This window comes from Cohnella sp. (assembly GCF_041640265.1).
Classification (GTDB): Bacteria; Bacillota; Bacilli; order Paenibacillales; family Paenibacillaceae; genus Cohnella.
This window is the reverse complement of the sequence record NZ_JBEQAP010000007.1, coordinates 16,770-40,360: the sequence shown is the minus strand read 5'-3', so window position 1 is coordinate 40,360 and position 23,591 is coordinate 16,770. Positions and strand designations below refer to the sequence as shown.

Sequence of the window (23,591 nt, the reverse complement as noted above, 5' to 3'; positions counted from 1 at the left end):
GTCCTTTGATTTTATCAATAAATGTTGCAGTTTTCATAGATCATAATAATTAACAATTTGTACAAGCTTAGAATCGTATTTCCTAAGCATTCGATCACCATTTTAGAGTGAAATGATACATAGAGAGGCTATCCCAGACGCCAAAGCGCGGGATAGCCTCCTATCTTCCCTAATATCCTTTACTTAGAAAGTCGTTTGAGCCCACCTGATCAGGATATTCGCTTGATCACTTGTTAACGAATAGCCGACCTGATCCTTTACTTGAACTATATAAGACTCCATGATGTCCTTCACCGCAGCGGTATCGCCTCGATCAGCCGCAGCTTTTGCTTGATCCAGCTTATAGTTGAGCGATTTTACGACACCCTCCCATCCTTTGGCAGCGGTCGCCTGAAGGAAAACGGTTGTTATTGTCTTCAAACTGTCAAACGTTGCCGTCACCGTAAACGTATGGGTAACCGTCGTTTGAAGGCCCGCCATATCTTGCACGGTAACCGTCACCGAATTCTGACCGGAATTCAAGGTATAGGCCTTAACCTGAAGCACTGGTTGATCGCACGGTGAACCGTATACGCTTGAGGTGACATCGGACGCGCTGCATGTCAGGGTGACCATCTGGTCGATCGTATACGACGCTTCACCGACGATATTGACCAGTGGCGCCGTCAAATCGATTTTCACTTCAATCGATTTTGGCTCGCCGTTTTTAACGGGACGATACACAATCTTGTTCGCCCCTTCTTGGTTCAAGGTAACGGGGGCCTCGTAAACGATCCAGTTGGTCCCTTCGTCCAGGCTGTATTGAACTGCCCCGTAGGTCGACAACGTAACTGTGACAGGTGTCGTATACCATCCGTTTAAGCCGTTTGGTGCGGAAGGCTCTAGTGATGCTGTGATCTTAAATACTAATCCTTCAAGGGCTTCCTGCATCTTCGCAGCTGCCGCATCAATCTCTGCCTGTGTTGCATTGGCATTCGCGGATACGAGCTCCGCTTCCGATACCGCTGCCTGCAAGGCCGCGACGCTTTCCTCTGTATAATGGTCGGTGTTAATAGCCGAGGCTTCCGCCAGCAAGACAGGAAGCAGAGTGTTGTCTATCCACTTCTTCGCTGTATTGCTCATTGCAGCCTTGATCTCTTCCGCGCCCAAGACGTAATTGTAGACTCGGAATTCGTCGATCATGCCGTTATATAACGGGTCGGGCCACTGGCTTTTGCCGATGTAATTGACTTTTGGTTTGAAATCACTCGGCTTAATTGTGAAATTGCTCGCAGTCGCTTTCTGCTCACCGTTGACATACAGCTTCGCCGTACCGCTGCCCAGCGTTACCGCCACATGGACCCATTGATTAGCGGGCAGCTGCGAGGTTTGTATCAATTGTTCGCCACCGCCATTCTTGATCGCGAAACGCAGCGTATTGTTACCCGACCTCGGCGTAAGGAACAAGTATTGGTTTCTATCGTTGCCAAAGTCGAAGATTCGCTGCCATTGGTTTCCGCCCTTCCAGTTCACCCAAGTTGCCACAGTGATGGCATCGGATGTGGACAAAGCATGCGTCGAGGGCAGGGAGACGTATTCGTCTGTGCCGTTCAGATTAATCGCCTGGCCAATCTTTCCTTCGGTGTAAACAGGTGCCCCTTCGACGATTCCGTGAGACGCCCCAAATGAATTGTTCGCATTTCCTTCAAACGAATAGAGCGAAGAAGGAACATGGTCAAGCAGCATTTCAGCCTGGTCAAGTTCTGCAGCAAGCTGCGCCTTGTTGGCTTCCGGTTTTACGATTTCCGCTGCAATCCGCTTAACTTCCTTCATGTACAGGTAGTAGCTGCCTTTCGTGTAGTCTTCAGGCGAATGTATATAAAGATTCACCTTGAGGTCTACCTTTTGGCTGACTGCAAATCTTCCGTTGCTGACCGTAAAGGTTACGAGATGATTTCCGTAATCCGCTTGGCTCGGCATCCAACTGAATACACCTGCCGCTGCATCGAATAACGCTCCAGTCGGCAATTCACCAACACTATAAACAAGTTCTTCACCCGTCGGATCGGTTGCCGGCACCTGATAGGTGAACAGCTGCTTCGCCGTCAATTCCACCGTCGTATCAGGCTCAATAATTGGCTGGCCTTTGACGGTGATCTTAATCGTTTGGGAAGAAGCCAACTCACCGGATGTCGCGGTAAAGGTTACGGAATGTACGCCACCCTGTTCCTTAGCTGGCGTCCAGTTGAAGGTTTGAGTCTCCGCATTGAAGGAAGCTCCTGCAGGAAGACCTTCGACCCCATATACGACCTCGGCAGCTGCGTTCGTTGCTTGAACCGTGAAAGTTAGAGTACTTTCCGCAACGACCGTTTTATTCCCAATCGCAGCAAGCACCGGCATTCCCGGAACATATTCCAGTCCTTCCAACGCCGTGAGCAGATTGGCCGAAGCCGCATCGACTTCTTCCTGAGTTGCATTGACGTTGCCTTCTGCCGACGTTGCTGCAGGCACCGCCTGTTCAACAGGCTGCAAGCTCTCAGCCGTATAGATGCCAGATTCAATTGCGGCAGACGCTTCACCTAGCAGGTAGGTGACCAGCGTTTTGTCAATGCCCCGCTCAAGGAACTCTACCTCTGTAAAGTTAACGAAACCGTTATGATCGTCATAAATTCGGATGTAACGGTAGGGCGTCGTATCCGGATTGACGGCCGAATACCATTTAAATTCCGTCACACCTGTAATCTTGTGCAGATCCACCCAATTCACGCCGTCGTTGGAACCTTTAAAGACGGTATTGTTGGCACGATTCAGAAGCGTGGTGCTGCCCTCCCTCGGGAGATAGCGGAACGTATCAATCGCTTTTTCATTGCCTGCACCAAAGTCTACATCCACCCAGCTGATCGCCGACCTAGTGTGGGTAATGTTGGTCAGTATTCCGTCGAAAATAAACCATCCATTTTGCGCCTCAGAGATATTGTCGTTATTCCAGAATTTCTCGGAAGCTCTCACCATCGAAGGCTCGACCTGAACTTTCTGCAAATTCACTCTGAACGAGACAAGCAATTCATAGGCAGCGTAGATTTCATTAATCAGCGCTTCCTCGTCAGCTTCAGGCTGTGCCATTGCTTCATTGATGCGATCCAGTTCCTTATGGAATAGGTAAAAACTGGCCTTTGTATAGTCTGCAACCGGCAAGCTTTGTGCACGCTGCATAACAATCGCGAACGAATCCGCAGTGATAGAAGTTACTGCAGAGAACGGTTGAACGGACCCGTCTCCGTGAATAGGCAGAAGCTTGTAGTATACACTGCCATACCTTATATTCGTTTCCCTATACGAAGTCGCTCTCGTCTCCGCAAGAACCAGCGTCCAGGGAGAACCGTCAACAAGCTCCCTTGTTCCCGGTTTGAATTCTGGATCGGTTAAGCTTGCCGCTTCGTCCGTGGTACGATACACATTGAACCAGGAAGCTTGTTTCGGTTTATTCCAGTAAAGCGTCGCTTGGTCATTTACTTTCACCACGAACGGACTCAGCGCGCCTTGCGGCGTTTCCGTTACCGTGACGTCGCCGAACTGCCCTTCATCGGATGCAACGACGCCGGTATAATAGGCAAAAGGCAGCAGGGTAAGCAGCTTCGTCACATACGTCCAAGCCGTTCCGTCCTTGGATACGAAAGCGTACACCGTCTGCGAATCATGATCGCGCATTAGTTTGACGTACGGATACTCCAGAGCGGTGTAGCCTTTAATCTTTACTATTTTCGGACTTGCCGCCTCACCCGACCATTGAACGAAGGAGACTCGCGTACGGGTTTGCAGCACGAGATTGCCGTTTTCATCCGCGCCGAAATAAATATAACGGGCTTTGTCTGCAGTGAGCCGGTCGCGCATCATGATGCCGCTTACTTCTCCGGACGCGCCTACAATCTTCGCACTGATCGTGCTGCTGCCAGCAGCCACCCGGTTCACGAAATGCAGCGAATCGTTAATATCCCGGTTATAGATATAATAATCATCGCCTTGGCCTAGGCCTGTTCCATTGACGCCGCTGATGACGACGGATGAACCGTCGATTGCCGCGCTGCCCGTCGTCCCTGCTAGAGCGTCGTTGCGCCACTGCGCGACATCGGATGCCGATGCAGACAGGTCGGCCTTCGCGCGCCAGGAATCCCAGCCTGAGCCGTTCTCATTGACGGCGGCGACTTTGTAATAGTAGACCTTGCCGTTCTGTACCGTTGTATCTTTGTAATAATTGCCTGTAACTCCGCTAGCGATAATTTCGTAAGCTCCATCTTCCGTTTCGGAACGTTTGACCGTATAGGTTTGTCCGCCGGAAGTCGTCTTCCAGGAGACGCCCGCGTAGCCGTTGCCCGCAAGCGCTTGAACAAAATCCACGTGCAGCGGCTTCTGAGCCAATTCGAAATCCGAATTCAACTTAAGAACCATCGCTGTTTTCGGCGCAACGGTCACTTTGCCGTTCACAACCGGAATATTCGTCCCCGATACAAGGTCGAGTACCGAACTTCCCGAGAAGTCGGTAGGTAATTCCACCTCAAATGTCTGTTTATTCCCATATTCATCGCGAGTCGTGTTGAAAACCATGAAATATTTGCCGTACCTTGAAGTCTGCAATTCCGGATAACCGGAATACGGATTGTCCACTTCCATGTTGTCGCGGTTAACGGTTCCGACACCGGGCTGATAAGAAGCAGGGACAACTTCGCCGGTCAGCCCCTGCGGTACCCCGGTCCAATTGCCGGACCTGTCTGACTGAAAATCCCAGTCGATGGTGTCCGGACGGATATAGTAATCCTCGTAACGGAATCTGTTGTTGGTGGCGATCTGAACCATACGATCGTAATTGTCGCTCAGCACATGGAGACGCCCGTTGCTTGCCGTACCTCGATTGCGGTAATACAGCGCACCGAACATCCTGAAATCGCCGTCTTTTACCGATACGTACAAATTATCGATGTCCGCCCACGCAAACCTCTCGTAGTCGTCCGGATTGACGCCCAGGGCAGCGATTTCTTCGGGCTTGTAAGAATCGAAATCTGTTTGCGGTAGGACAGCCCCTGCCATGACCTTGCCGCCAAACCGGCTGTAATTGGCCCGATCGGCCGTGACATATTTGTAGGTTTCCGACAGCAGGTAATTCGGTGAACTGTTTGTTCCTCTGCTCCCGAAGTCGTCAACATGAAGGAACTGGCGATCCGCAAGCTGCTGCTGCACAAAACCGACCGCTTCCTTCGCATATTGCCAGTACTTGTCCCACTCCGGACCGCTGTATCTTTGCTCGTTTTGGGACATCTCCATTTCCAGGGATGCATACTGCATCCCCATTCCAAGGCCCACTCTCGCGCCATAAGCAGGGAAGCCGGTGAGACCCGAGTTTCGCTCATCCGTGACTTGTTCTGCTCTCATCACTCGTTTTCCGTCGCCATCCAAAGACGAATAACGGACAAATCCGCGGGCATGGATGCTTTTCAGCGCCGCTTTCAGGATTTCGTCATTGATTTCCTCGTCTCCGGCGTGGTTCAAGGTTTTATAGTAATAATTCAGCACATAGTTTGCCGCCTCGCCATAATTGGCGACATAGCCGTTTTCCCTTGTAAGCCCTGCCTCCGTTAAACCGGTGTAGTGCTTGCCGTATGGCAGCCGTCTGACCACATTGCCTTCCGCGTCCAGCTTGCTCTTGGCAAGCCCTTTGCCGACAATATGGACGAAATCGTCCGTAAACTGCGCCTGCGCGTCATGATAGAACAGGGAATGATACAGATCCAGCTCTTCGCCGCTAGGACCGACCAACACTTCTTCACCGAGGAATGGCCTAATCCCCAATGATTCAAGCAAAATTTGATGACTTCGCTCTTTGCCTTCAAAGAACGGTGAACCGATCAAACGCAACCCTTCGTGAGCTTCCCATGCGCCTTCGTACGTATAGAGCACCTGGTTATAAATATAGGAAAGCCGTGTGCGGGCAAAGTCGAAATTGGCTTTCAGAACCCGCTCCCATGCTTCACGGCGCGTCAGCTCGCCGCCGTTCCAGTCCACGCCAGCCAGGGAAAACTCCCCAGCGATGCTTCCGGTGACGAACGGCTGATCCAGGAACGCGCCCCACGCTGCTTCCCCATTGATGGAATCGTCTTTAATCAGGTTCTCTACGATGTACATCGCTTCCCCGAGCGCGCCGTAGTAGCCGCCCCAGTCGCCCTGGTGTCCGCCACGCAGCACGAGTCTCGTATTGCCGTAATAATCCTTGACATGGTTGTCGATCGTTTTGAAAATGCGCTGAAGCGCCGCCTTTTTCTCTTCCGGCGTCTTCGCCGGAGACCAGCTGTATTTCAAAGCGCTCGCATAAAATTTCAATTCATCCTGATAACGGATGATCGACATTTTGCCGCCCGCACCGGCGTCAACTTTCGCGGACAAATTGTTAAACAGGTTAATATTACCCTGCGTGTAACCGTCGATTTTCGCTTGTTTCTCCGCATCCGTCAAATCCGGCGGAAGCATCGTATCCGGATTCTGATCGGCCTTAAATTTATAGCCCTGCTTTTCCCCATCTACGTTGATATCGGCTTGCGTGTGGGTGTAGGCATTGTAATAGCCTCTTGAGGCGGAGCTGCTGTTCCCCCACGTTTTGATCGTAATCTCGATGATTTCTTTCCCTGCCGTCGACTCAAGCGGCAGCATGATCGTATTGTAGTAGAAGCGGTTCGGCAGCATCCAACCTTTGTTAATGGCTTCATAATCTCCGTACGCAAAAAAACCGACCTGCTCGCCGTTAATGTTGACCATGCTGGTATAGCCCGAGTTGCTTTCTTCTCCCGAGAACTTCACGGTCAGATAGTTGCGGAGTGACGGATCGACCTTCATCGTAAACGTCAAGTCTCCGCCTTGCCCTGCAGCCGGAATCCTCGGATTCGAGACCCGGGCAGGCTCGCCTAAGAAACCGGTTATAACGCTCGTAAAATCGCCTTTATAATTATGTGCGCTTTCAGAAGCAGCATCGCCAAATACAAGTTTATCCAAATAACCATTCTCATTCGCAACTGCAGTTGCTGCTGGAATCACTTCAGATTGTTCCGCAAACGCCGGAACAGGTGCCGCGATCTGTAAAATCAAAGCGGATAGAAGACTGACAGCCAAAACTCTATTAACAGTCTTGGTGATATTCTTTAATGGCATGAATACATTTTTTCTCATTATGATCCTCCTTTAATCTAATCATCTGCTTCTATTGAAGCGTTTACATCTTCAAATAAAATGAATTTCGTTTACCTCCTTCTGTTTGATTAAACTCCTTAACCATAGCCTGCTTTGCGATTTCGACATATGGTTGAGTTTTTTTATTTTGGTGTATATTTCACATTATCTAAGTCAGATCACTCCCCTTTTCGCCCGACATTATGTAAGCGCATTTAAATAAGAACGGTTTAATCCTAACATAAAAGATACATTATTGAAGTGATGCTTTTTTAAGAATTATCTGCAGCTTTTTTAAGGTATTGAAACAAAATTACTCTCTATTGATATTAGAAGTCTTTGATATTAAATGTAAATAATAGATTATTAATATTTATATAACAATATTACTAAATCTGATCGGAGTGTTATTATAATGTACCGCCATGCAAACAAACGCCCATCTTCTTTATATCCTGGAAGAGTGGGCGGACAAAGTGAAACTGTTGAGTTTCGAAAAATGCATATCAAATGAAAAACCGCCACGAAATTGGTTATAGCTTCGTAAGAATGTAATCGGCCGTACGTATGGCAAGGGATATCGTCGTTAAAGTCGGATTAGAGGCTCCGATGGGAGGGAGAATGCTATTGTCGGCAACGAACAACCCGTTCACGCCGAATACCTCGCCATAGCGGTTTGTTCCGCTATTGGAGCTGTCGATACCCATTCGGCAAGTTCCCGACACATGATTATCCAGTCCCGGAGGCATCAGACAGAGATCGGACTTGCCGTCCTTGATAATCAAAGGCGCTTTTATGACTACGGCTGCCTGCTCAATCGCACGCGCTACTTGATAAATGATTTCTTTATCCTTCTCGCTATAAGAGAAGTTGATCTGGATTTTCGGCACTCCGTATTCGTTCCGTCTATTCGGGTCCAAATACACTTGGTTTTCAAACCTCGATTCAACGATTCCAAAACCTTCAAAACGAACGTCCCATTCCCTCCTCAATGGCTGCTCCTCGTAACTGTACCAAAAATAGTCTCCGGGTCCATAGAGTTGAATTTGAAAAGGCTGTTCGTTCGTCTGAGGAATCAATATGCCTAGAGTCCCTAACAGCTCCGGAAAATCCCCCCTGTTCACAACTCCATGTGCCATAACAAAAGAATGATTGGTGAGATAATGACCGATGGCTCTTCCTTGAATCCCCGAATAAAGCAACAACTGCGGGGTTTCAAGTGCCCCTGCCGATATGACCACGTTCTTCGATTTGAGAAAAAACGATTTCTTCTGCGGATTCATCACTTGGACGCCGGACACTTTCCCTTTTTCGTGAAGGACCTTTACGGCGCGTGCATTAACGGTCAAATCGAAAGAGCTGAGATTTAAGGAATAAGCGAATAAATTCATGGAGCTGTAAAAGACATTCGAATGGATTTGTCCGTATTTGGTCGGTTCCAGATCAACTGCCATCGGTAAACCCGCCGCTTCGGGAAAGCCGCCGTACCGAAGCCGATCCACAAGGACTTCCGTGATCGAAGAGCCCTTGGTGTAATCCCGGGTAACGTTCATCACCTCTTCGGCGACTTTATAGTAATAACTCATCTCTTTTATAGTAACCGGCCACTTTCTTAGCACGGACTCATGCATTCGAGGTGAAACGCCGGACCAAAACAATGTTCTTCCTCCAAGCGCATGAAGAAGGGTTGCTGCAGGAAAATCGGGAATCCTCTTGCCTATCGGTATCGAAATTTTCGGATTTGTGAATAATTGTCTGGCTCTATCCATATCCAACGTAGGAATGTTCTGCGAATGCATGGGTAATAATAGATCGCCGGCTTCAATGATTCCAATCCGTTTACCGCTCGCTCTGAGCCGTTCGCATAACCTCCAGAGTACGGCGCTGCCTCCCGCCCCGGTGCCAACTATCAGTACATCGAAGTCAATATTCTCCATCTGCTCGATCGGGGTAAGGGGTATCCATTGATCCAAATAACCTGTCGGGAGACCAGGCGGACAAGCAGCGGGAATGTCTGGTACGGCTAACGATGGCAGTCTCACCTGTTCGCCGCCAATATTCCGGTCAGGGTCCCCGAAGTTGGGATTCAGTGATAGAAGTTCCGCTACTTCGATCTGTTGTTGATTCGCAATTTTCCTGAGCGTATACCCGTCATTAGCGATGTATATTCGCATGACTTCACTTCCTTCCGAACTCCGGCTGGGCTGCATGTTCGCCATAATTGGAATGCTCCGCTCAAACGTACAAATACATGTATATGGTTCTTAAAGGGAACTCAGAATAGCGAAACCGAAAGTTGGAAAACATAAAAATGAGAATAAAGGAATGGAGAATGGTAATGAGTAAGAAAGAATCAGTGGCTAACCAAAATCTTTCCACATTGCTCCGCGTCTTCCTCATTTTTGCCCTGTTTTTTAGCTTGGCACCAATAGGAATAGCCAAGGAGAAGCCCTTATTCAAGGTGCTTACTTTTACGAAAACGGCCGCTTTTTACCACGACGCCATTCCGCAGGCGGCTGCGGCTATTCGCAAGTTGGGTGACGAGAACCGTTTCGCCGTTGACGTTACGAACGATTCCGAGGCTTTTATCGATTCGAATTTAGCTAAGTACGATGCTGTCGTCTTTCTCCTGACCACCGGAGATGTGCTTAATGATACTCAGCAGGCGGCATTCGAACGTTACATTAGCGCAGGGCACGGTTATGTCGGTATCCATTCGGCAAGCGATACCGAGCATGAATGGCCTTGGTACGGACAACTGGTAGGTGCGTATTTCAAAAATCATCCTCTGGATCCCCAATTCCAAAAAGCCGAAATTCATGTAGAAGATCCCTCACATCCATCCACTTCCTTTCTGCCGAAAGTATGGGAACGGACGGACGAGTGGTACAACTTCAAGTCCAATCCGCGTGACAATGCGCATGTTTTGCTGACGTTGGACGAGAGTACGTATCAAGGAGGAGAAATGGGCACCGATCACCCCATTGCCTGGTGCAAACCCTTTTCTGACGGACGATCTTGGTATACGGGCATCGGCCATACCAAAGAAAGCTACTCCGAGCCTTTAGTATTGCAGCATATTCTGGGCGGCATCCAATGGGCAGCCGGTATAAAGCCTGGAGCGTGCGAAGTAACGCGAAAGTAATTGACTGAAATCGATGATACTGAAAAGTGGTGGGCAGGTTCCTGCACCACCACTTTTGTTGATCGGTTGTCCGTACGATGTTTAGTTATCTATTCCATCTTAGCTGCTGCTATCAAAATCATTTATTAAAGTCGTTATTAAATATTGTATTTATAATAGTAAATAGTCGCATGTAATTCGCCGCTTGCAGATTTCGCATAGTTAGGAATTCGTCCAGCCTCAATAAAGCCTATTGATGTATACAGGAAATTGGATGGGTCCCCTTCTCTTGTATCAAGAACTAATAACGACCTCCCCTCCTGCTTCGCTCTCTCTTCAGCCTTTTGCATGAGTGATCGGCCTATGCCATTACGTCGGTAATTAGGGTGTGTCATCAATTTTGCGATTTCGGCTCTATGACCACCGTTCTCCTTAGTACATAAATGCAACTGTACGCTTCCGACTATTTGATTGTTTATTTTAGCGACAAATAGAATCACTTCAGGATTTATTACGTTCTCCCAATATCTTATAGTCTCTGAAAAATTCAATGGTGGTAAAAAACCAATCGACGCACCATCTTCTACTACCTGTATCAGAAGTTCCGAAAGCTCATCAATATGTTCCTGAATTGAATTTAACTGTTCGATTTTCACTACACTATCCAATAGGAGTCACCTCAAATTTCCTCGATTTGGTTTTTCTTTCTGTTTATTCATTATTACAAGATTCTTTAATCCATTCTCTTCGAATTCGATTTCATATTGTTCTTCTATTTCATACATTCTATCTCGATGTTCTTCTTTCAATTGTCTGACAGGGCCAATTTCTCTCAACAAATCTCTTTTAGCAAGTTTATTTGAAATTTGTTCCCAGAATGTGTAATCATCATATTCTTCAACTATTGGCATTAAAGGTTCTTCAAAATTCATAGTTGTATAAAATTCATTTCCTTCTTTTTTAACAATATCTTCAGCATGAAAATGCTTGGCCTGTGAAAGTATGTAATCTTGTACTTTTTCGTACTTCTCTATTCTCTCGTCACCGTCAGCTCCGGTCCTTGAAGCATTGGCTATCCAATCCCCCAAAAATAACAACTCTATTAAATCTCTATATTGTTTATCAGTAAGTTCAATTTTCATTCTGCAACACTCCTCATATTTATTATTTTATAAATCTTTCCCCATACAAACACTATCACTACTATTTACATAGGGTTCAAACTTTTCGATTTCTTCGTAACCAATTTTTTTGTATAAAGATATGGCTTCAGGTTGATTTATCCCGGTTTCTAATATAGCCCGTTCTTTCCCTCCTTCCAATGCCCATTCTTCAAGTGCAATTAGAATAGCCTTTGCGATTCCTTTTCCCCTTGATTCTTCTATTACATACATTCTCTTTATCTCAATTACGTTACTATCTTCAGTCTCTCTAAAACAGCCACAACCAACAGCATTGCCATCATAATATGCAACAATTACTTTGGCATCTAATTTAACCACATTAAACGCACTAAAGTTTTGCTGTGTCTCCGGATATCGAACCCATAGATCTTTATCTAATAATTCTACTAGACGTAAAAAATCAGGATCGTTTGATGAAGTTCGTCTTATCATAAATAGTCCTCCATTTGTTTAGGCCATAACATTCGGGCTAGGTCAAATCTCTAGCTCTTTAACAAAAACAGCATTTCCTGCAACATTTGTTTAAATTGTTACTGATCTAGAGGTATTTAAAAGTCCTCTACTCTTCAGACAATACAAAGCTGCCATCGTAGCATGACCACATAGATTAATTTCATGTCCAGGCTCCTTAAATTCATTAGCTAATGTCTCCTCATATTAATTCCATGTGTAACTTCATTTTCCTTGCATTTACAATTGTTTTTTCCATATTTCAACATAAAAAGTCGCAGTATATGCGACTGAAGTAGTAAATTTGATCTTATAAAGGATGTAATCTAATGGATTGCGATTGTACCTAATTCAACAAGGGTTCGTAGAACATGCTCAATTAAATCGGGAATGTCTCCCATTTGGTCCTCGGTGATTTTACGATTGAATCTTATCTCCACAGTGTTCGAATAAACGGCTCGGTCTTGTCCGTAAACAAAACTTAATGTTTGAGTGGGAGTCTCTTCTGGATTCCAAATACTTTGTAATATTTCGTTGACCCGTTCGCATTGTTTGGAAATGTCCTCGATTTGAAGGTATAAACGCAATATCAGGCTGCAGCCTGGCGTTTCACCCGGTATCTCCAAAATCTCTGCTGCTAATTCCTTCAAAGAAGCTGCCAACCGAATCTCTGCGGTAACGTTATTTTGATCAACCAATTTAAATTGCAGGGCGAACTCCCTCGACATGATCGACATTTCTATACGATCAATCCGATTGGTTATCCGGATTCGGCCGGCCAAATTATCCAAATCGTATATCTGATTTTCAAAGGCGACTTTTATATTTTCAAAAACCGTAGGATCAAACATGTTTCATACCTCGCTCTAAATCCATTTTATCTAAGTTTATCCTTCAATCTCTAATCCATCCATCCTCTATTTCTAGTTCGCGAATTACCTTTGCAGGACTTCCTCCAGCCAATACATTGTTAGGAACATTCTTATTCACGGTACTCTTAGCCGCGATAACGGAATTGTCTCCTATTGTGACGCCCGGAAGAATTGTACAATCCGCCCCAATCCAAACGTTATTACCGATTGTTATTCTTTTACTGAGTTCACCTTTATCGGCAGAATCCATTCGATGGTAATTGCTATCAAAAATACTCGTTCTTGGACCAATCTTGACGTTATCTCCAATGACGATTTCTTTATTAGCTGCGATTCCCACTCCTGAATTAACGTATACATTATCCCCAATTAATAAGTTGGCACCCTTGGTACTGGTAATTTGAACAGCCCACGGATGTCCGACTATGGAAAGATTTTTTCCAACTTGGATTGCTCCAAATTTATTAACGAACACTTTTCCACGTAGCTTTGGAGCTGTTTTCCCGAATTTGTAGAACCCTTTAAGTTTGTAAAGTACATTTTTAAACCCCATATAAAAACCTCCCACTCCTAATTAATACGCTTATTGAATAGTATATCAGAGAAAAGTACCAGTTATCGATATTAATTATTCGAAATGAATAATAAACATCTCGTTTCCCTTGACCTATTTTTATCCAAAACGCGACGAAGGAATTAAAAAAAAGCGACTGCCGCAGCAACCGCTTTTCCATTATCGTTCTCTGTTAGCTGACAATTAATTTGTTTGATAAGGCCGGGCGAATTTGGCGATGAACCGATTCGGATATTCGGAAGGAAGCGCGCTGACATCATCCAGCCGATTCCATATTTCATTTGGTATCGTCCATCCTACAGCACCCATATTATCGGCAAACTGCTCAAGAGTGCTGGCTCCGAAAATCGGTGATGTGACTCCATTTCTTTGCAGCAGCCAGGCGAGAGAGATTTGTGCTGGTGTTTTGTCCAGTTCCTGAGCAGCTGCTTGAACAGCATCCAAAATGGCAAAATTACGTTCCGTTCCTCGCAAACCCCACGAACTCTCACCGACCTTTGATGTTAAGCGCCCCGATGTCGGCTCTTCCTTGGTATAACGACCTGTGAGAAACCCGCCACCAAGCGGAGCCCAAGGTATAACCCCAACATTCTCTTCTAGGCACAACGACATCATTTCCCTATCCATTTCACGGCTTACAAGGCTATACTGCGGTTGAATGGAAATAAACCGAACATAGCGGTTGGCATCACTGCAGCCAAGGGATTTCATCAGCTGCCAGGCAAAAAAGTTGGAACATCCAATATAACGAACTTTACCAGAAGTGACCAGATCGTCAAGAGCGCGAAGTGTCTCTTCAATAGGAGTCAGATGATCCCACACATGGACTTGATACAAATCGATATAATCCGTTTGCAGGCGCCGCAGGCTCTCTTCGACGCTTTGCATAATATGCTTACGTGAGACGCCCGCCCCGTTGGGATGATCGGCCGTATTCATCCGTACCTTTGTGGCCAGGACAACCTCTGAACGAAAGTCCTTGATCGCTTCGCCTACAATCTCTTCCGAACGGCCGGATGCATATACATTCGCCGTATCCAGAAAATTACCGCCCTGCTCCATAAACTGATGTACCATCCGAATCGAATCACTCTCACTGGTTGTATTTCCAAAACTCATCGTTCCCAGACAAAGCTCCGATACGGCAAGCCCACTACGTCCAAGCAGCTTGATTTTCATCGTTATAACCCCTCCCGACTTATGGTGTGTATGTACTTTTTTAATCAGTTTAGTCTTCCAATCGATTTCTGACAACTCACATTAGAATTTATTTGTAACCAATCGAACCCAAAGCAATATCCTATATAGTCAAATGACTATATATTAAGTGGAGGTTATCTAATGGATCGTGGATTTTTTCCAGGTGGTGGTTTTGGTGGAGGATTCGGCCGCCCCTTCTTTCGTCCGTTTCCCCATCCTTTCTTCCCACATCGTTTCTTGTTTCCGTTCTTCTTCTTTTCCCCGTTCTTCTTTCCCTTCTTCAGAGATGGAAAATCGGACGACATGTTATTCACACAGCACCAAGTTCAACCTGGTGACACGTTGGCTGCCGTAGGCTACAAATATAACATCCCTCATCCCATTCTGGAGGAAGCCAACCCGCACCTCACCAACCCGCACCATTTGAATCCCGGGGAAATCGTATACGTACCTCGTATTTCGAACATGATGTGCCAAAAGACCTATTCGGAAATGCCGACTGCCATTCAACAAGATCAGCCGATGATGTACCAGGGAAAACAACCATAAACGAAGGCGGACTAGAATCCACATTAAATTAAATGAACGAGTGGGTTGATAAAAAAGTGATAAGAGCACCCAAACCTCAGTCTTGAGTTCGGGGGCTCTTATCATTTCCTTAGTTTGAGCATAATGAAGTTCACTCTTGGGGTATCCTTTCTGGAAAATGGGTACTTTAATTGACGTTAGAATTTTCAGAAGGTGGATTGAATACATAATGGAAAAATTGTTCTTAGAAAGAATTACGAGGCAACCTCAACGCTGCCAAGGTTGTTTATGGGGAAGTTGGAACGGGAATAAGCAGTTTTGTTCAAAGATCAAATGTATAAAAAGATAATGTTTGTAAAATACGAAGGCTGCCGGAGCAGCCTTTTGGTTTGTTGTGCTAATGTTTTTATAAGTTGTATTTATCCGTTGTTAAAACTCCTTGATTACTTAAAAGTACTTACGTCACTTCAAAGTGCGTACTTCCCAGATGTGGGTCGTTGCTGCATGCTATTAGTGAACAAAGCACAATAAAGGAGGAGTTGAAGCTAATGAATACTGAATCTCCAATTACAAGCAAAGTAGCCTTAGTTGTAGGCGCAAATGGTGTAATTGGCCGCAACCTCATCGAATACCTCATTACTCTCCCTGATTGGGACGTGATCGGCATATCGCGTCGAGGCGGCGAGTCTAACGGCCGTGTCCGGTATATTGCTGCGGATCTACTCAATGTAGACGACATCCGCAAGAACTTATACGGTTTAACTGGGGTAACACATATCTTCTATGCTGCCTATCAGGACCGTCCGACTTGGGCCGAGCTTGTTTCACCAAACCTCGCCATGCTTGTGAACATCGTAGAAGCGATCGAACCTATTGCATCGGGCTTGAAACATGTCAGTTTGATGCAAGGATACAAGGTATATGGCGCGCATCTCGGTCCCTTCAAGACGCCGGCACGCGAGACAGACGCAAACCATATGCCGCCCGAGTTCAATATTGATCAGCAAGATTTCTTAGAGCAAAGGCAAAAAGGGAAGGATTGGACTTGGTCGGCACTCCGTCCTTCTGTAGTCTGCGGTTTCTCGCTTGGTAATCCGATGAACCTCGCTATGGTTATTGCGATCTACGCCTCAATTTCGAAGGAGCTTGGACTTCCTCTGCGGTTTCCGGGTAAGACCGGGGCTTACGATAGCCTCTTGGAGATGACAGATGCCGGGCTTCTCGCAAAGGCAACAGTATGGGCAGCAACTGATGAGCGTTGTGCCAATCAGGCATTCAACATTACGAACGGCGATTTATTCCGCTGGAATGAATTATGGCCGAAGATCGCTCATTACTTCGGCTTGGAGACGGCTCCTTCACTGAATATGTCATTGGACGTTGTTATGGCGGACAAGGAGCAGCTTTGGAACAAAATGGTCGAGAAGCATGGGCTTTCTCGGCATTCCTATAAAGATGTATCATCCTGGAAATTCGGCGATTTCGTGTTCTCTTGGGATTACGATTTCTTCGCCGACGGAACTAAGGCCCGTCGCTTGGGCTTTCATGAATACGTCGATACTGAAGCGATGTTTATGAACATCTTCGACGACTTCCGCCGACGCAAAGTCATCCCATAAACGATCTATCATAAAGAAAAGCCGGCCTTGTATATGAGGTCGGCTTTTAACTGTTATTTGCGGCTTCAAGCTTTGGGTTGGCCAGAACGGCCGCCCTTCCCTCGTACTTCCTCTCTATATGCGAGTCCCCCCACCTGCACATCAAATGCAGGATCTGCTTTAGACTCCAGCCGTATTCTGTCAACTCATACTCCACTTTTGGCGGTACCTGATTGTAAGGAATTCGTAAGATAACGCCTTCCTCTTCAAGCTCCCGAAGTTGCTGCGTTAACATTTTTTGAGTAATTGCGGGTATCAAGCTTCTAAATTCATTGTTACGCTTCTTGTCAAATGTTAGATGAAAGAGAATGACGGTTTTCCATTTTCCTCCAATCACCTCTAAGGTTGCCTCTACCGCAGTATTGTAAATTTTCTCAGGTTCTTTCACAGATCTTGCCTCCTTTGTTCGGCTATATCGACACAGATCATTAGTAATCGACGATAATATAGAGCCATTTAATGTCTATCATTAATCATTATAACTGCAACCGAAACATTACGATATCCTGGCCGTATAGCACAGAAGGCTTCCGAAAATTACATTCGGTAGCCTTCTACTGTTATTATGCAGTATTGAGTACTGTCATTTAAATATAAGTCAAGCTGTCCAAAATTTCCTGAAGGCTTAGTTCTGCACAAGCCATCGACGTATCCGCTGCTCCGTAATACATTTTCACCGTATCCCCTTCGACGAGCGCGCCGCAAGAGAATACGACATCTCCGAAAAAGCCGTTTTTCTCGTAATCCGCCTCTGGCTCCAAGATCGGCATATCCGAACGCGCAATCACTTTCGTCGGATCGTTAAGGTCCATGAGAGCTGCTCCCATGCAGTACCGGTGTTCCAACGAAGCTCCATGATACAGCTCCAGCCACCCTTTGTCCGTACGGATAGGGACGGCACCGCCGCCGATCCTGCCGCAATCCCACGCGGCTTCCCGAAGACCGATAAGGTGCTTATGGTTTCCCCAGTGAACGAGATTTTCCGATTCCGCGATCCAGATTTCCGGGGAACCGATGCTTTTCACCGTCGGACGGTGAAGGGCATAGTATTTGCCGTTCACCTTCTCGGGGAAAATCAGCACATCCTTGTTGTCGGGGCAGAAAATCATCCCATGGGGCGTAACCTCCACGAAATCCTTCGTAGAAACCATCGACTCCCCGATTCCAACCGGTGATACGGCGGAGTAATAAATGTAATACGTATCGCCGATTTGCGTCACGCGCGGATCTTCGATCCCCAACGTTTCCAGACAGCCGGAAGGATAGACGAACGGTTTGTCGTCGATTGTGAACCGGCGACCGTCCTTACTTCTGGCTATCCGAATATAGGATATCGAGGTTAAGTATGCAAAACCCGTGCTCTGGGTTATGTCCCTGACAACTCGAGGATCGGTGAAGTCGTACTGCGAGTCGTCCTTCCTCAGTTCGATTAAATCGATTGTCTCTGTTTCCAGATTGTAAACCGGCGCCTTGACGATCTTGGGATCATCGCTGATCGGGCGTTCTGCAACGCGAAGCAGCATCAGCACTTCATCATTAAATTTGGCGATGCCGGCATTAAACGCTCCGATCACCTCAAATCCGTCATGGAATGGTATTACATCAGCCGGGGTTAATAGCGGATTCTCTTCGTAGCGATAGATTTTCATCTCAAAGCTCCTCTGCAGTTCGATCCATAAAGCGGATTTGTCATCAGATTTCTTTACGCGCTGACATCTTTGACGGCTTGATAATGTTGCTCATATTCGTCGAACGGGTCTGGAATCACGATCCGATGCGCTTCGGCATCGCTGACACCGGCATAGAGTACGGCCAAGCCGTCTCCTAATCTTTGCAAACCCCCGCTGAAGATCACATCTGCCAGGTCGTTCTTCTTGCTCGGTCCTTCCGGAAAAAGATCGCGAGTCGCGATGATTTTGATCGGGGTTTTAATCCCCGTGTACGGATCGTAGGCAAAGGTCATGGAGTGATAATGACGATTTCTTTGTTCGTCGTAATAGGCGATATGACCGAGAACGCCGACAAGGCCGTTACTAAGCAGATGTACCTCGTTCGCCCCTCCCCATTCGGAGGGTAGAAACTGATCGAGAAATAAATCCGCTCCCAGAAGAGCTTCTTCATTCAAATGGTCCAGCGACTGGATTTGGGTATACCCGATAACGGCAGTTGCTCCCGCCACGCCGAAAGGTCTTGTAAATACACCGATCCTGCCGTTAGGAAGTTCGATCAAGCGGATATCCTTCATATTCATTGGACCGGCTGCGAACAGCTTCAAATCGTTGATTCGCCCGCCCCTGTAGAAAAGGGTTCTCCATGACACGATATGCTGTGAATCATAAGGATCGAAGAACACCTCCACACCACCCAGCACGAGCTCTCCCTTAATCTTCGTGAAAAAGGGATCCTGCAGAGACAGACGCGGCGCTCCCTCCCTTGGCACCCATACCCCGTCTCTTCGGATGAAAAAATGGATTTCCGACCGCTCAGTATCTCTTGATTCCACCCTCCCAGCAATTACCCGTTCTCCGTCATCCGTGAATGGCGCTGTTATATTGTAAACATCGCGATCGCCAATACCGGAAAAAGTCAGCTTCTCGCCAAGTAAAGCAACCCGGCTTTCTTTGAATTTATGAAACAGCTCCATGCAGGATTGTGCCTGCTGATGCACTTTCGGCATATCTTCTTGCCCTCTCTTTCGTCGATGGATTGTGATCGCAATTATTTAACAGAAATCCAGGTTGTACCTTCTCCCGTAACGGTTTTGGCCGTCACTCGGTGATGCCCAAGCGCTAAGGTTGACGGCAAAGCCAGTAACACGGTAAAAACACCCTTTTCCGTGGTTTTGCCCTTTGCGGATACATTGCCTACCGTAACCGTCACCGTCTTGCCCGATACGGCTGTTCCTGCAGCGTTTGTTACTTTTCCGCTTAATATCACGTTTTGTCCCCCGTGAACGCCGTTAATCGGCGTATTGATGGAGATCCGATCGCGTGCGGCCGCATCTGCGGGCGTTCCCACGAACAAGGTCCCGCTGACGCTGTCCCTAACCACATGAGTTTTTACGCCGTCCGAAGTCGAAATGACAACACTAGACTCAATAGGATACAGGATGATTGCGTCAATATTGGCCTTGAACGTCTGGCTGGGATTTTGCAAATGCAGCTCATGTTTCCCCGCCGTTAAGGTTACATTATCGATCTGTTTCAAACTGACATGTCCTGAGGGAGCGTTTTGCAACGGAACGTCTTTCCCTGCTTGATCGTCAAATCCGATAAACACATTCCGCGCAGCTCCATCTACCCCTGCCGCAACCGAGCTTAACACGATATCGTATATGCCGGCTTTCGGGACTTCGATATCAAATGTTTTTTGTTGTCCAGCCGGCATTTCGACATAGGCGCCGCCGGAAGAGTCCGGACTTGCGTACCGCACTTCTGGAACCGTCATCTTGTAAATCTTCACGTCTGCGATCGAGGCATAGCCTTCATGCGGTTTCGGATTGTCCGCGTCAGTGATAAAACGTACAATCAACTCCACTGTGCCTGCCGGGATCGCAGCCCTTGGCGTCGTACTTACCGCGCTTTCGCCAGAATACCACGTACGGGGGTGATAGCTCATGTCGTTGGCGTCGGCGACAAGCATCTCTTCTCCTGCGGCGTTAACCGCAGCCACTTCCGCCCGAAGCCTGGTATCGAACTCTGTCCGTCCGTTAAACTGCAGCCTGACGTAATCGCCAGCTTGAAAGCTGCCTTGCTTTCCATCAACGGGAATTCGGGTCTGGATCAATCCGTCATCGAACATACGGATATTGTTATGCCCGCTTGCGGCAACGAAAATCGTTTTCTGCCCCTTCCAGTTGGGGTAGATCATCGTATCGGCACCCACAAGCATGGCATCATCATACACTTTCGCCTCGTCAGAACCGGAATCGGCATCTTGCTTCGCTACTGCTTTCTCCGGAACGTTTAACTCCCCTCCCGGAAGCGTCATCTCGATATCGGCCGGGGCGGAGCCCTTATACAGATTTTCGATTTCGATAGTTTGGGACTTATGGGAGCTTGTCGTTACACCAAGCAAATACGATTGCGCGATCGAATTATTCTGAATCCGCAGCAATGCGCGAAGCGCTTCATCGAGCGACTCTCCCCCGCTGTTGATGTTGACCCGCGTCTCATGTAGGCCGTCGTAGGCATACCCGTTTTTCTGATCGAACATCGGAAAGCTCTGCGTGTTGTTGCCTGTCCACCAAGTGCCGGCTAATCCGGCCATCGCGGCATATTTCTTCTTGCCTGTTACTGCGTACAGCGCCAGATAATTATCGACGTAACTGGCCGTTCCATAATTGATAAGAGGATACGGTTTTTTGTTAGGATGAAGATTTTCCGCCCGGCCGGAGATGAGCAAATCGCTCAAGAAAGCATCCGCTGCCTGCTCCGCCGCTTCGATCCATTGGGTCTGGCCGGTAATTTGCCCCGCGAATGCAAGCGCTCGTACCTGAATGCTTCCCCACTCATCCCACCGCTCGGGATTCGTCATCTCGCTGTTGTGTTGCATTATGCCACCATAAGGAAAGTCGCGGAAGGACGTTCCTCTCCTTGCCATATAAATTCCTTCTCCAAGCTTGCGCAGCGATTCTCTAGTGGATTTTTTAACTGACGCATCGTTTGTTGCATGGTAATGCTCTCTTAAGGCATTAACCGCAATCGACGATACCCATACATCTCCCATCAGCAGCCACTTCGCCACTTTGACATCGCCCATGGTATCATATTGTCCGTAATTCGGATCCGTTTTCTCCTTCAAGCGCTTCAAACTAAGATTCAGTCTCGCAGTTACGCGGGCTCTAAGCTCTTGATCCGCTTTTTTTAATTGCGGCAGAGACCTTCCCATCGCCTCATATGCCCGTACAGCCCACCAACTGAAGCTTTTTTGCGAGGAATGGCTATCCTTCTTATGAATGGTGCCATCTGCGTCCTTTACGACAAAATTGTCAAAGTCGCCGTCGTCGTGCTGCATCCACATCAGAAATTCGAGTCCGCGCTTGATCATGTCATAGCTGTACATGTCGTTATACGTTTTATAATGCTCGACATACGCGATAACCGCCCGGGACACATCGTCAACGGCCGCAAGGCCTTCCTGCGGATCCCCTACCCATTCGTACCCTTTGGACAAGTCGTTGCGGTCGATCGGCTCGGAGTACAAGTGCATAATGAACATCGGGATGCCGTCAATCGTTATTTTCTCATTCATGAAATTGAAATGCTTAAGGTTTAAATAGACTTCATCGGCTCGTTTCAGCCCGTATTTGCGGAAAAAGGATAGATCCTTTCCCGTAAGCTGCCCGTCATCGTCATAATCGTATTTCAAATTCGGCTTTCCGTTCTTCAACATGATAATCAGCGCTTTTTCGTCCTTGGCATCGATGACATTATCACCGTTGACATCATATTTGGACATCGATTGTTCCCTCTCGGCCGATACTCCGATATTTCGGATCCTTACAGGTTTGTCCGTTTCATTGTGCAGCTCGATCCAAATTTCCACAGCGTCGTCATGAAGGATGCCGCCGTTGGTCATAACGGGATCCTGCACCGTGAACCAGGTGCCGCGAGGCGTATTTTCAATATTTTTAAGATCGGCCTGAGTGCCCTTGGTATCATGAACCCGAACAAATACGCCGTCTGTCCGATTAACGCCTTCGTCTATGAACAAGTCGGTTTTCACCTTTATTTTGTCGCCTGCATGCGGCTCGTCGTTGCCATCTCCATAAGGAATGTTACGCCATGCCGCCGCGCCGGGCTGCATGAGAAGAGAGCCTGTGAGAGAAGATTTGTCCGCGCCGTTGTTGTCCCAGCCTGCCATGCCTGCGGAGAAATCGTAAGCCGCATAGTTTTTGACAACGCCATTCGCTTCGCCCCAGACTTCGATTTTAGAAATCTCAATCGTTCCGGGAGTATCGTTATGGATTTCGATCCACAAGTCGTTTTGGCCAGTCGGAATGATACCGTTATTGTCGATAAACTTGGTAGTCAAATCTATTTCTTTCCCGCGCGCAAGCCCGCTTAGATTGTTGATTTCCGCCAAAGTGCTGCCGGCGTTCATCCGGATCAACACATTGTCGTCTTTCGTTACGTCGCTGTTCAATATGACCGTCGCTTTTGCATGGACGGAATCCCCTGCCGCAGGGGCGTTATCCTTACCCGTAATCGGAATTGCCCGCCATAACGCAGCGCCCTGTTTCAAAGTCAGATGCTTCCGGGCGTTGAATTTGGACGCGTCGCCTGTTTCCCAATTCGTTAATCCGTTACTTAGATCACCGTTGTTTATCGTGTAATGCACGATACTCGTTTCCGCCGCATTACTCGATGGAACAACTGTGTTTGAAAGAACCAGGATAATTATCAATAAAGATGTAATCAGCTTCTTGATCATCTTCTCACCCTCCATAAGTGACTATCCCATAAGATCGGAAATGTTCTGTCCTTAGGGACAACTCCCTCGTATATTAGTGTCCGTATAAAAAATAACATGTTCATCCGTTTATGCCCGCTTCTACTAATTTTCAGACAAACTCCAAAAAGTGCAGGTGTTTTTCGCTAGTGTTGCGTTTTTAGCCGTTGACCTGCAAAAAGTGCAGTTATTTTTGCTTAGTTTGAGTGAATTTTGGTGATTTGGAATTAATGCCTGTAGAAAATGCAGGTTGATTAACGTATAGCCGGTTTTCAGGCAAAATTGACTGTAGTAAATACAGTTGGTTCTTCTTTTAGCAACCAAAGAGGCTGCCCCTTAAGTGAGTCACTTATGGGGCAG

At 47.1% G+C, this 23,591-nt stretch carries 15 protein-coding genes and 1 pseudogene; 3 read left to right on the top strand and 13 right to left on the bottom strand.

The window, feature by feature from the left end; genetic code table 11:
* Nucleotides 1-183 precede the first annotated feature (183 nt).
* Together ACESLK_RS07555 and ACESLK_RS07550 are read right to left on the bottom strand one after the other, a co-directional pair.
* Entirely contained in the window at nt 184-7,188 is a 7,005-nt protein-coding gene (locus ACESLK_RS07555) for a LamG-like jellyroll fold domain-containing protein (protein ID WP_373228587.1), read from the bottom strand.
* Between the two features lie 533 nt (nt 7,189-7,721).
* Entirely contained in the window at nt 7,722-9,407 is a 1,686-nt protein-coding gene (locus ACESLK_RS07550) for a GMC oxidoreductase (RefSeq protein WP_373228586.1), read from the bottom strand.
* A 119-nt stretch (nt 9,408-9,526) separates the two neighbouring features.
* Here ACESLK_RS07550 and ACESLK_RS07545 point away from each other — a divergent pair, with 119 nt between their 5' ends.
* Nucleotides 9,527-10,333 (top strand): ThuA domain-containing protein, encoded by an 807-nt coding sequence (locus tag ACESLK_RS07545; protein ID WP_373228585.1) that lies wholly within the window; start codon nt 9,527-9,529, stop codon nt 10,331-10,333.
* A gap of 137 nt (nt 10,334-10,470) precedes the next feature.
* Here ACESLK_RS07545 and ACESLK_RS07540 read toward each other — a convergent pair whose 3' ends face one another.
* The 7 genes and pseudogenes from ACESLK_RS07540 to ACESLK_RS07510 form a co-directional block, all read right to left on the bottom strand.
* A complete protein-coding gene (locus ACESLK_RS07540; protein WP_373228584.1) occupies nt 10,471-10,980 on the bottom strand; it encodes a GNAT family N-acetyltransferase in 510 nt (169 codons plus the stop codon).
* Nucleotides 10,981-10,986: 6 nt separating this feature from the next.
* The gene (locus ACESLK_RS07535) at nt 10,987-11,454 is read right to left on the bottom strand and encodes a hypothetical protein (protein WP_373228583.1); all 468 of its coding nucleotides are present in this window, start codon (nt 11,452-11,454) and stop codon (nt 10,987-10,989) included.
* A 27-nt stretch (nt 11,455-11,481) separates the two neighbouring features.
* On the bottom strand, nt 11,482-11,928 hold the full coding sequence (locus tag ACESLK_RS07530) for a GNAT family N-acetyltransferase (protein WP_373228582.1): 447 nt from the start codon (nt 11,926-11,928) through the stop codon (nt 11,482-11,484).
* 93 nt (nt 11,929-12,021) lie between these two features.
* Nucleotides 12,022-12,120 (bottom strand): annotated as a pseudogene (locus ACESLK_RS07525) (isomerase); the annotation flags it as partial.
* 152 nt (nt 12,121-12,272) lie between these two features.
* A complete protein-coding gene (locus ACESLK_RS07520) occupies nt 12,273-12,797 on the bottom strand; it encodes a hypothetical protein (RefSeq protein ID WP_373228581.1) in 525 nt (174 codons plus the stop codon).
* A gap of 43 nt (nt 12,798-12,840) precedes the next feature.
* Nucleotides 12,841-13,371 carry an acyltransferase gene (locus ACESLK_RS07515; RefSeq protein WP_373228580.1) on the bottom strand — a complete coding sequence of 177 codons (531 nt, stop codon included), beginning with the start codon at nt 13,369-13,371 and terminating at the stop codon, nt 12,841-12,843.
* A 204-nt stretch (nt 13,372-13,575) separates the two neighbouring features.
* Nucleotides 13,576-14,571 carry an aldo/keto reductase gene (locus ACESLK_RS07510; protein WP_373228578.1) on the bottom strand — a complete coding sequence of 332 codons (996 nt, stop codon included), beginning with the start codon at nt 14,569-14,571 and terminating at the stop codon, nt 13,576-13,578.
* A 162-nt stretch (nt 14,572-14,733) separates the two neighbouring features.
* Between ACESLK_RS07510 and ACESLK_RS07505 the strand changes: the two genes are divergently transcribed.
* Both ACESLK_RS07505 and ACESLK_RS07500 read left to right on the top strand, forming a co-directional pair.
* A complete protein-coding gene (locus ACESLK_RS07505; RefSeq protein WP_373228577.1) occupies nt 14,734-15,141 on the top strand; it encodes a LysM peptidoglycan-binding domain-containing protein in 408 nt (135 codons plus the stop codon).
* Nucleotides 15,142-15,668: 527 nt separating this feature from the next.
* On the top strand, nt 15,669-16,739 hold the full coding sequence (locus tag ACESLK_RS07500; protein ID WP_373228576.1) for an SDR family oxidoreductase: 1,071 nt from the start codon (nt 15,669-15,671) through the stop codon (nt 16,737-16,739).
* A gap of 46 nt (nt 16,740-16,785) precedes the next feature.
* On the opposite strand, the gene ACESLK_RS07495 is transcribed toward ACESLK_RS07500, so the two are convergent.
* The 4 genes from ACESLK_RS07495 to ACESLK_RS07480 form a co-directional block, all read right to left on the bottom strand.
* On the bottom strand, nt 16,786-17,166 hold the full coding sequence (locus ACESLK_RS07495; RefSeq protein WP_373228575.1) for a winged helix-turn-helix transcriptional regulator: 381 nt from the start codon (nt 17,164-17,166) through the stop codon (nt 16,786-16,788).
* 199 nt (nt 17,167-17,365) lie between these two features.
* Nucleotides 17,366-18,427 carry a BtaManbiosPhlase gene (locus tag ACESLK_RS07490; protein WP_373228573.1) on the bottom strand — a complete coding sequence of 354 codons (1,062 nt, stop codon included), beginning with the start codon at nt 18,425-18,427 and terminating at the stop codon, nt 17,366-17,368.
* Between the two features lie 53 nt (nt 18,428-18,480).
* Entirely contained in the window at nt 18,481-19,455 is a 975-nt protein-coding gene (locus ACESLK_RS07485; RefSeq protein WP_373228572.1) for a DUF1861 family protein, read from the bottom strand.
* Between the two features lie 41 nt (nt 19,456-19,496).
* A complete protein-coding gene (locus tag ACESLK_RS07480) occupies nt 19,497-23,213 on the bottom strand; it encodes a hypothetical protein (protein WP_373228571.1) in 3,717 nt (1,238 codons plus the stop codon).
* Between the last annotated feature and the right edge of the window lie 378 nt (nt 23,214-23,591).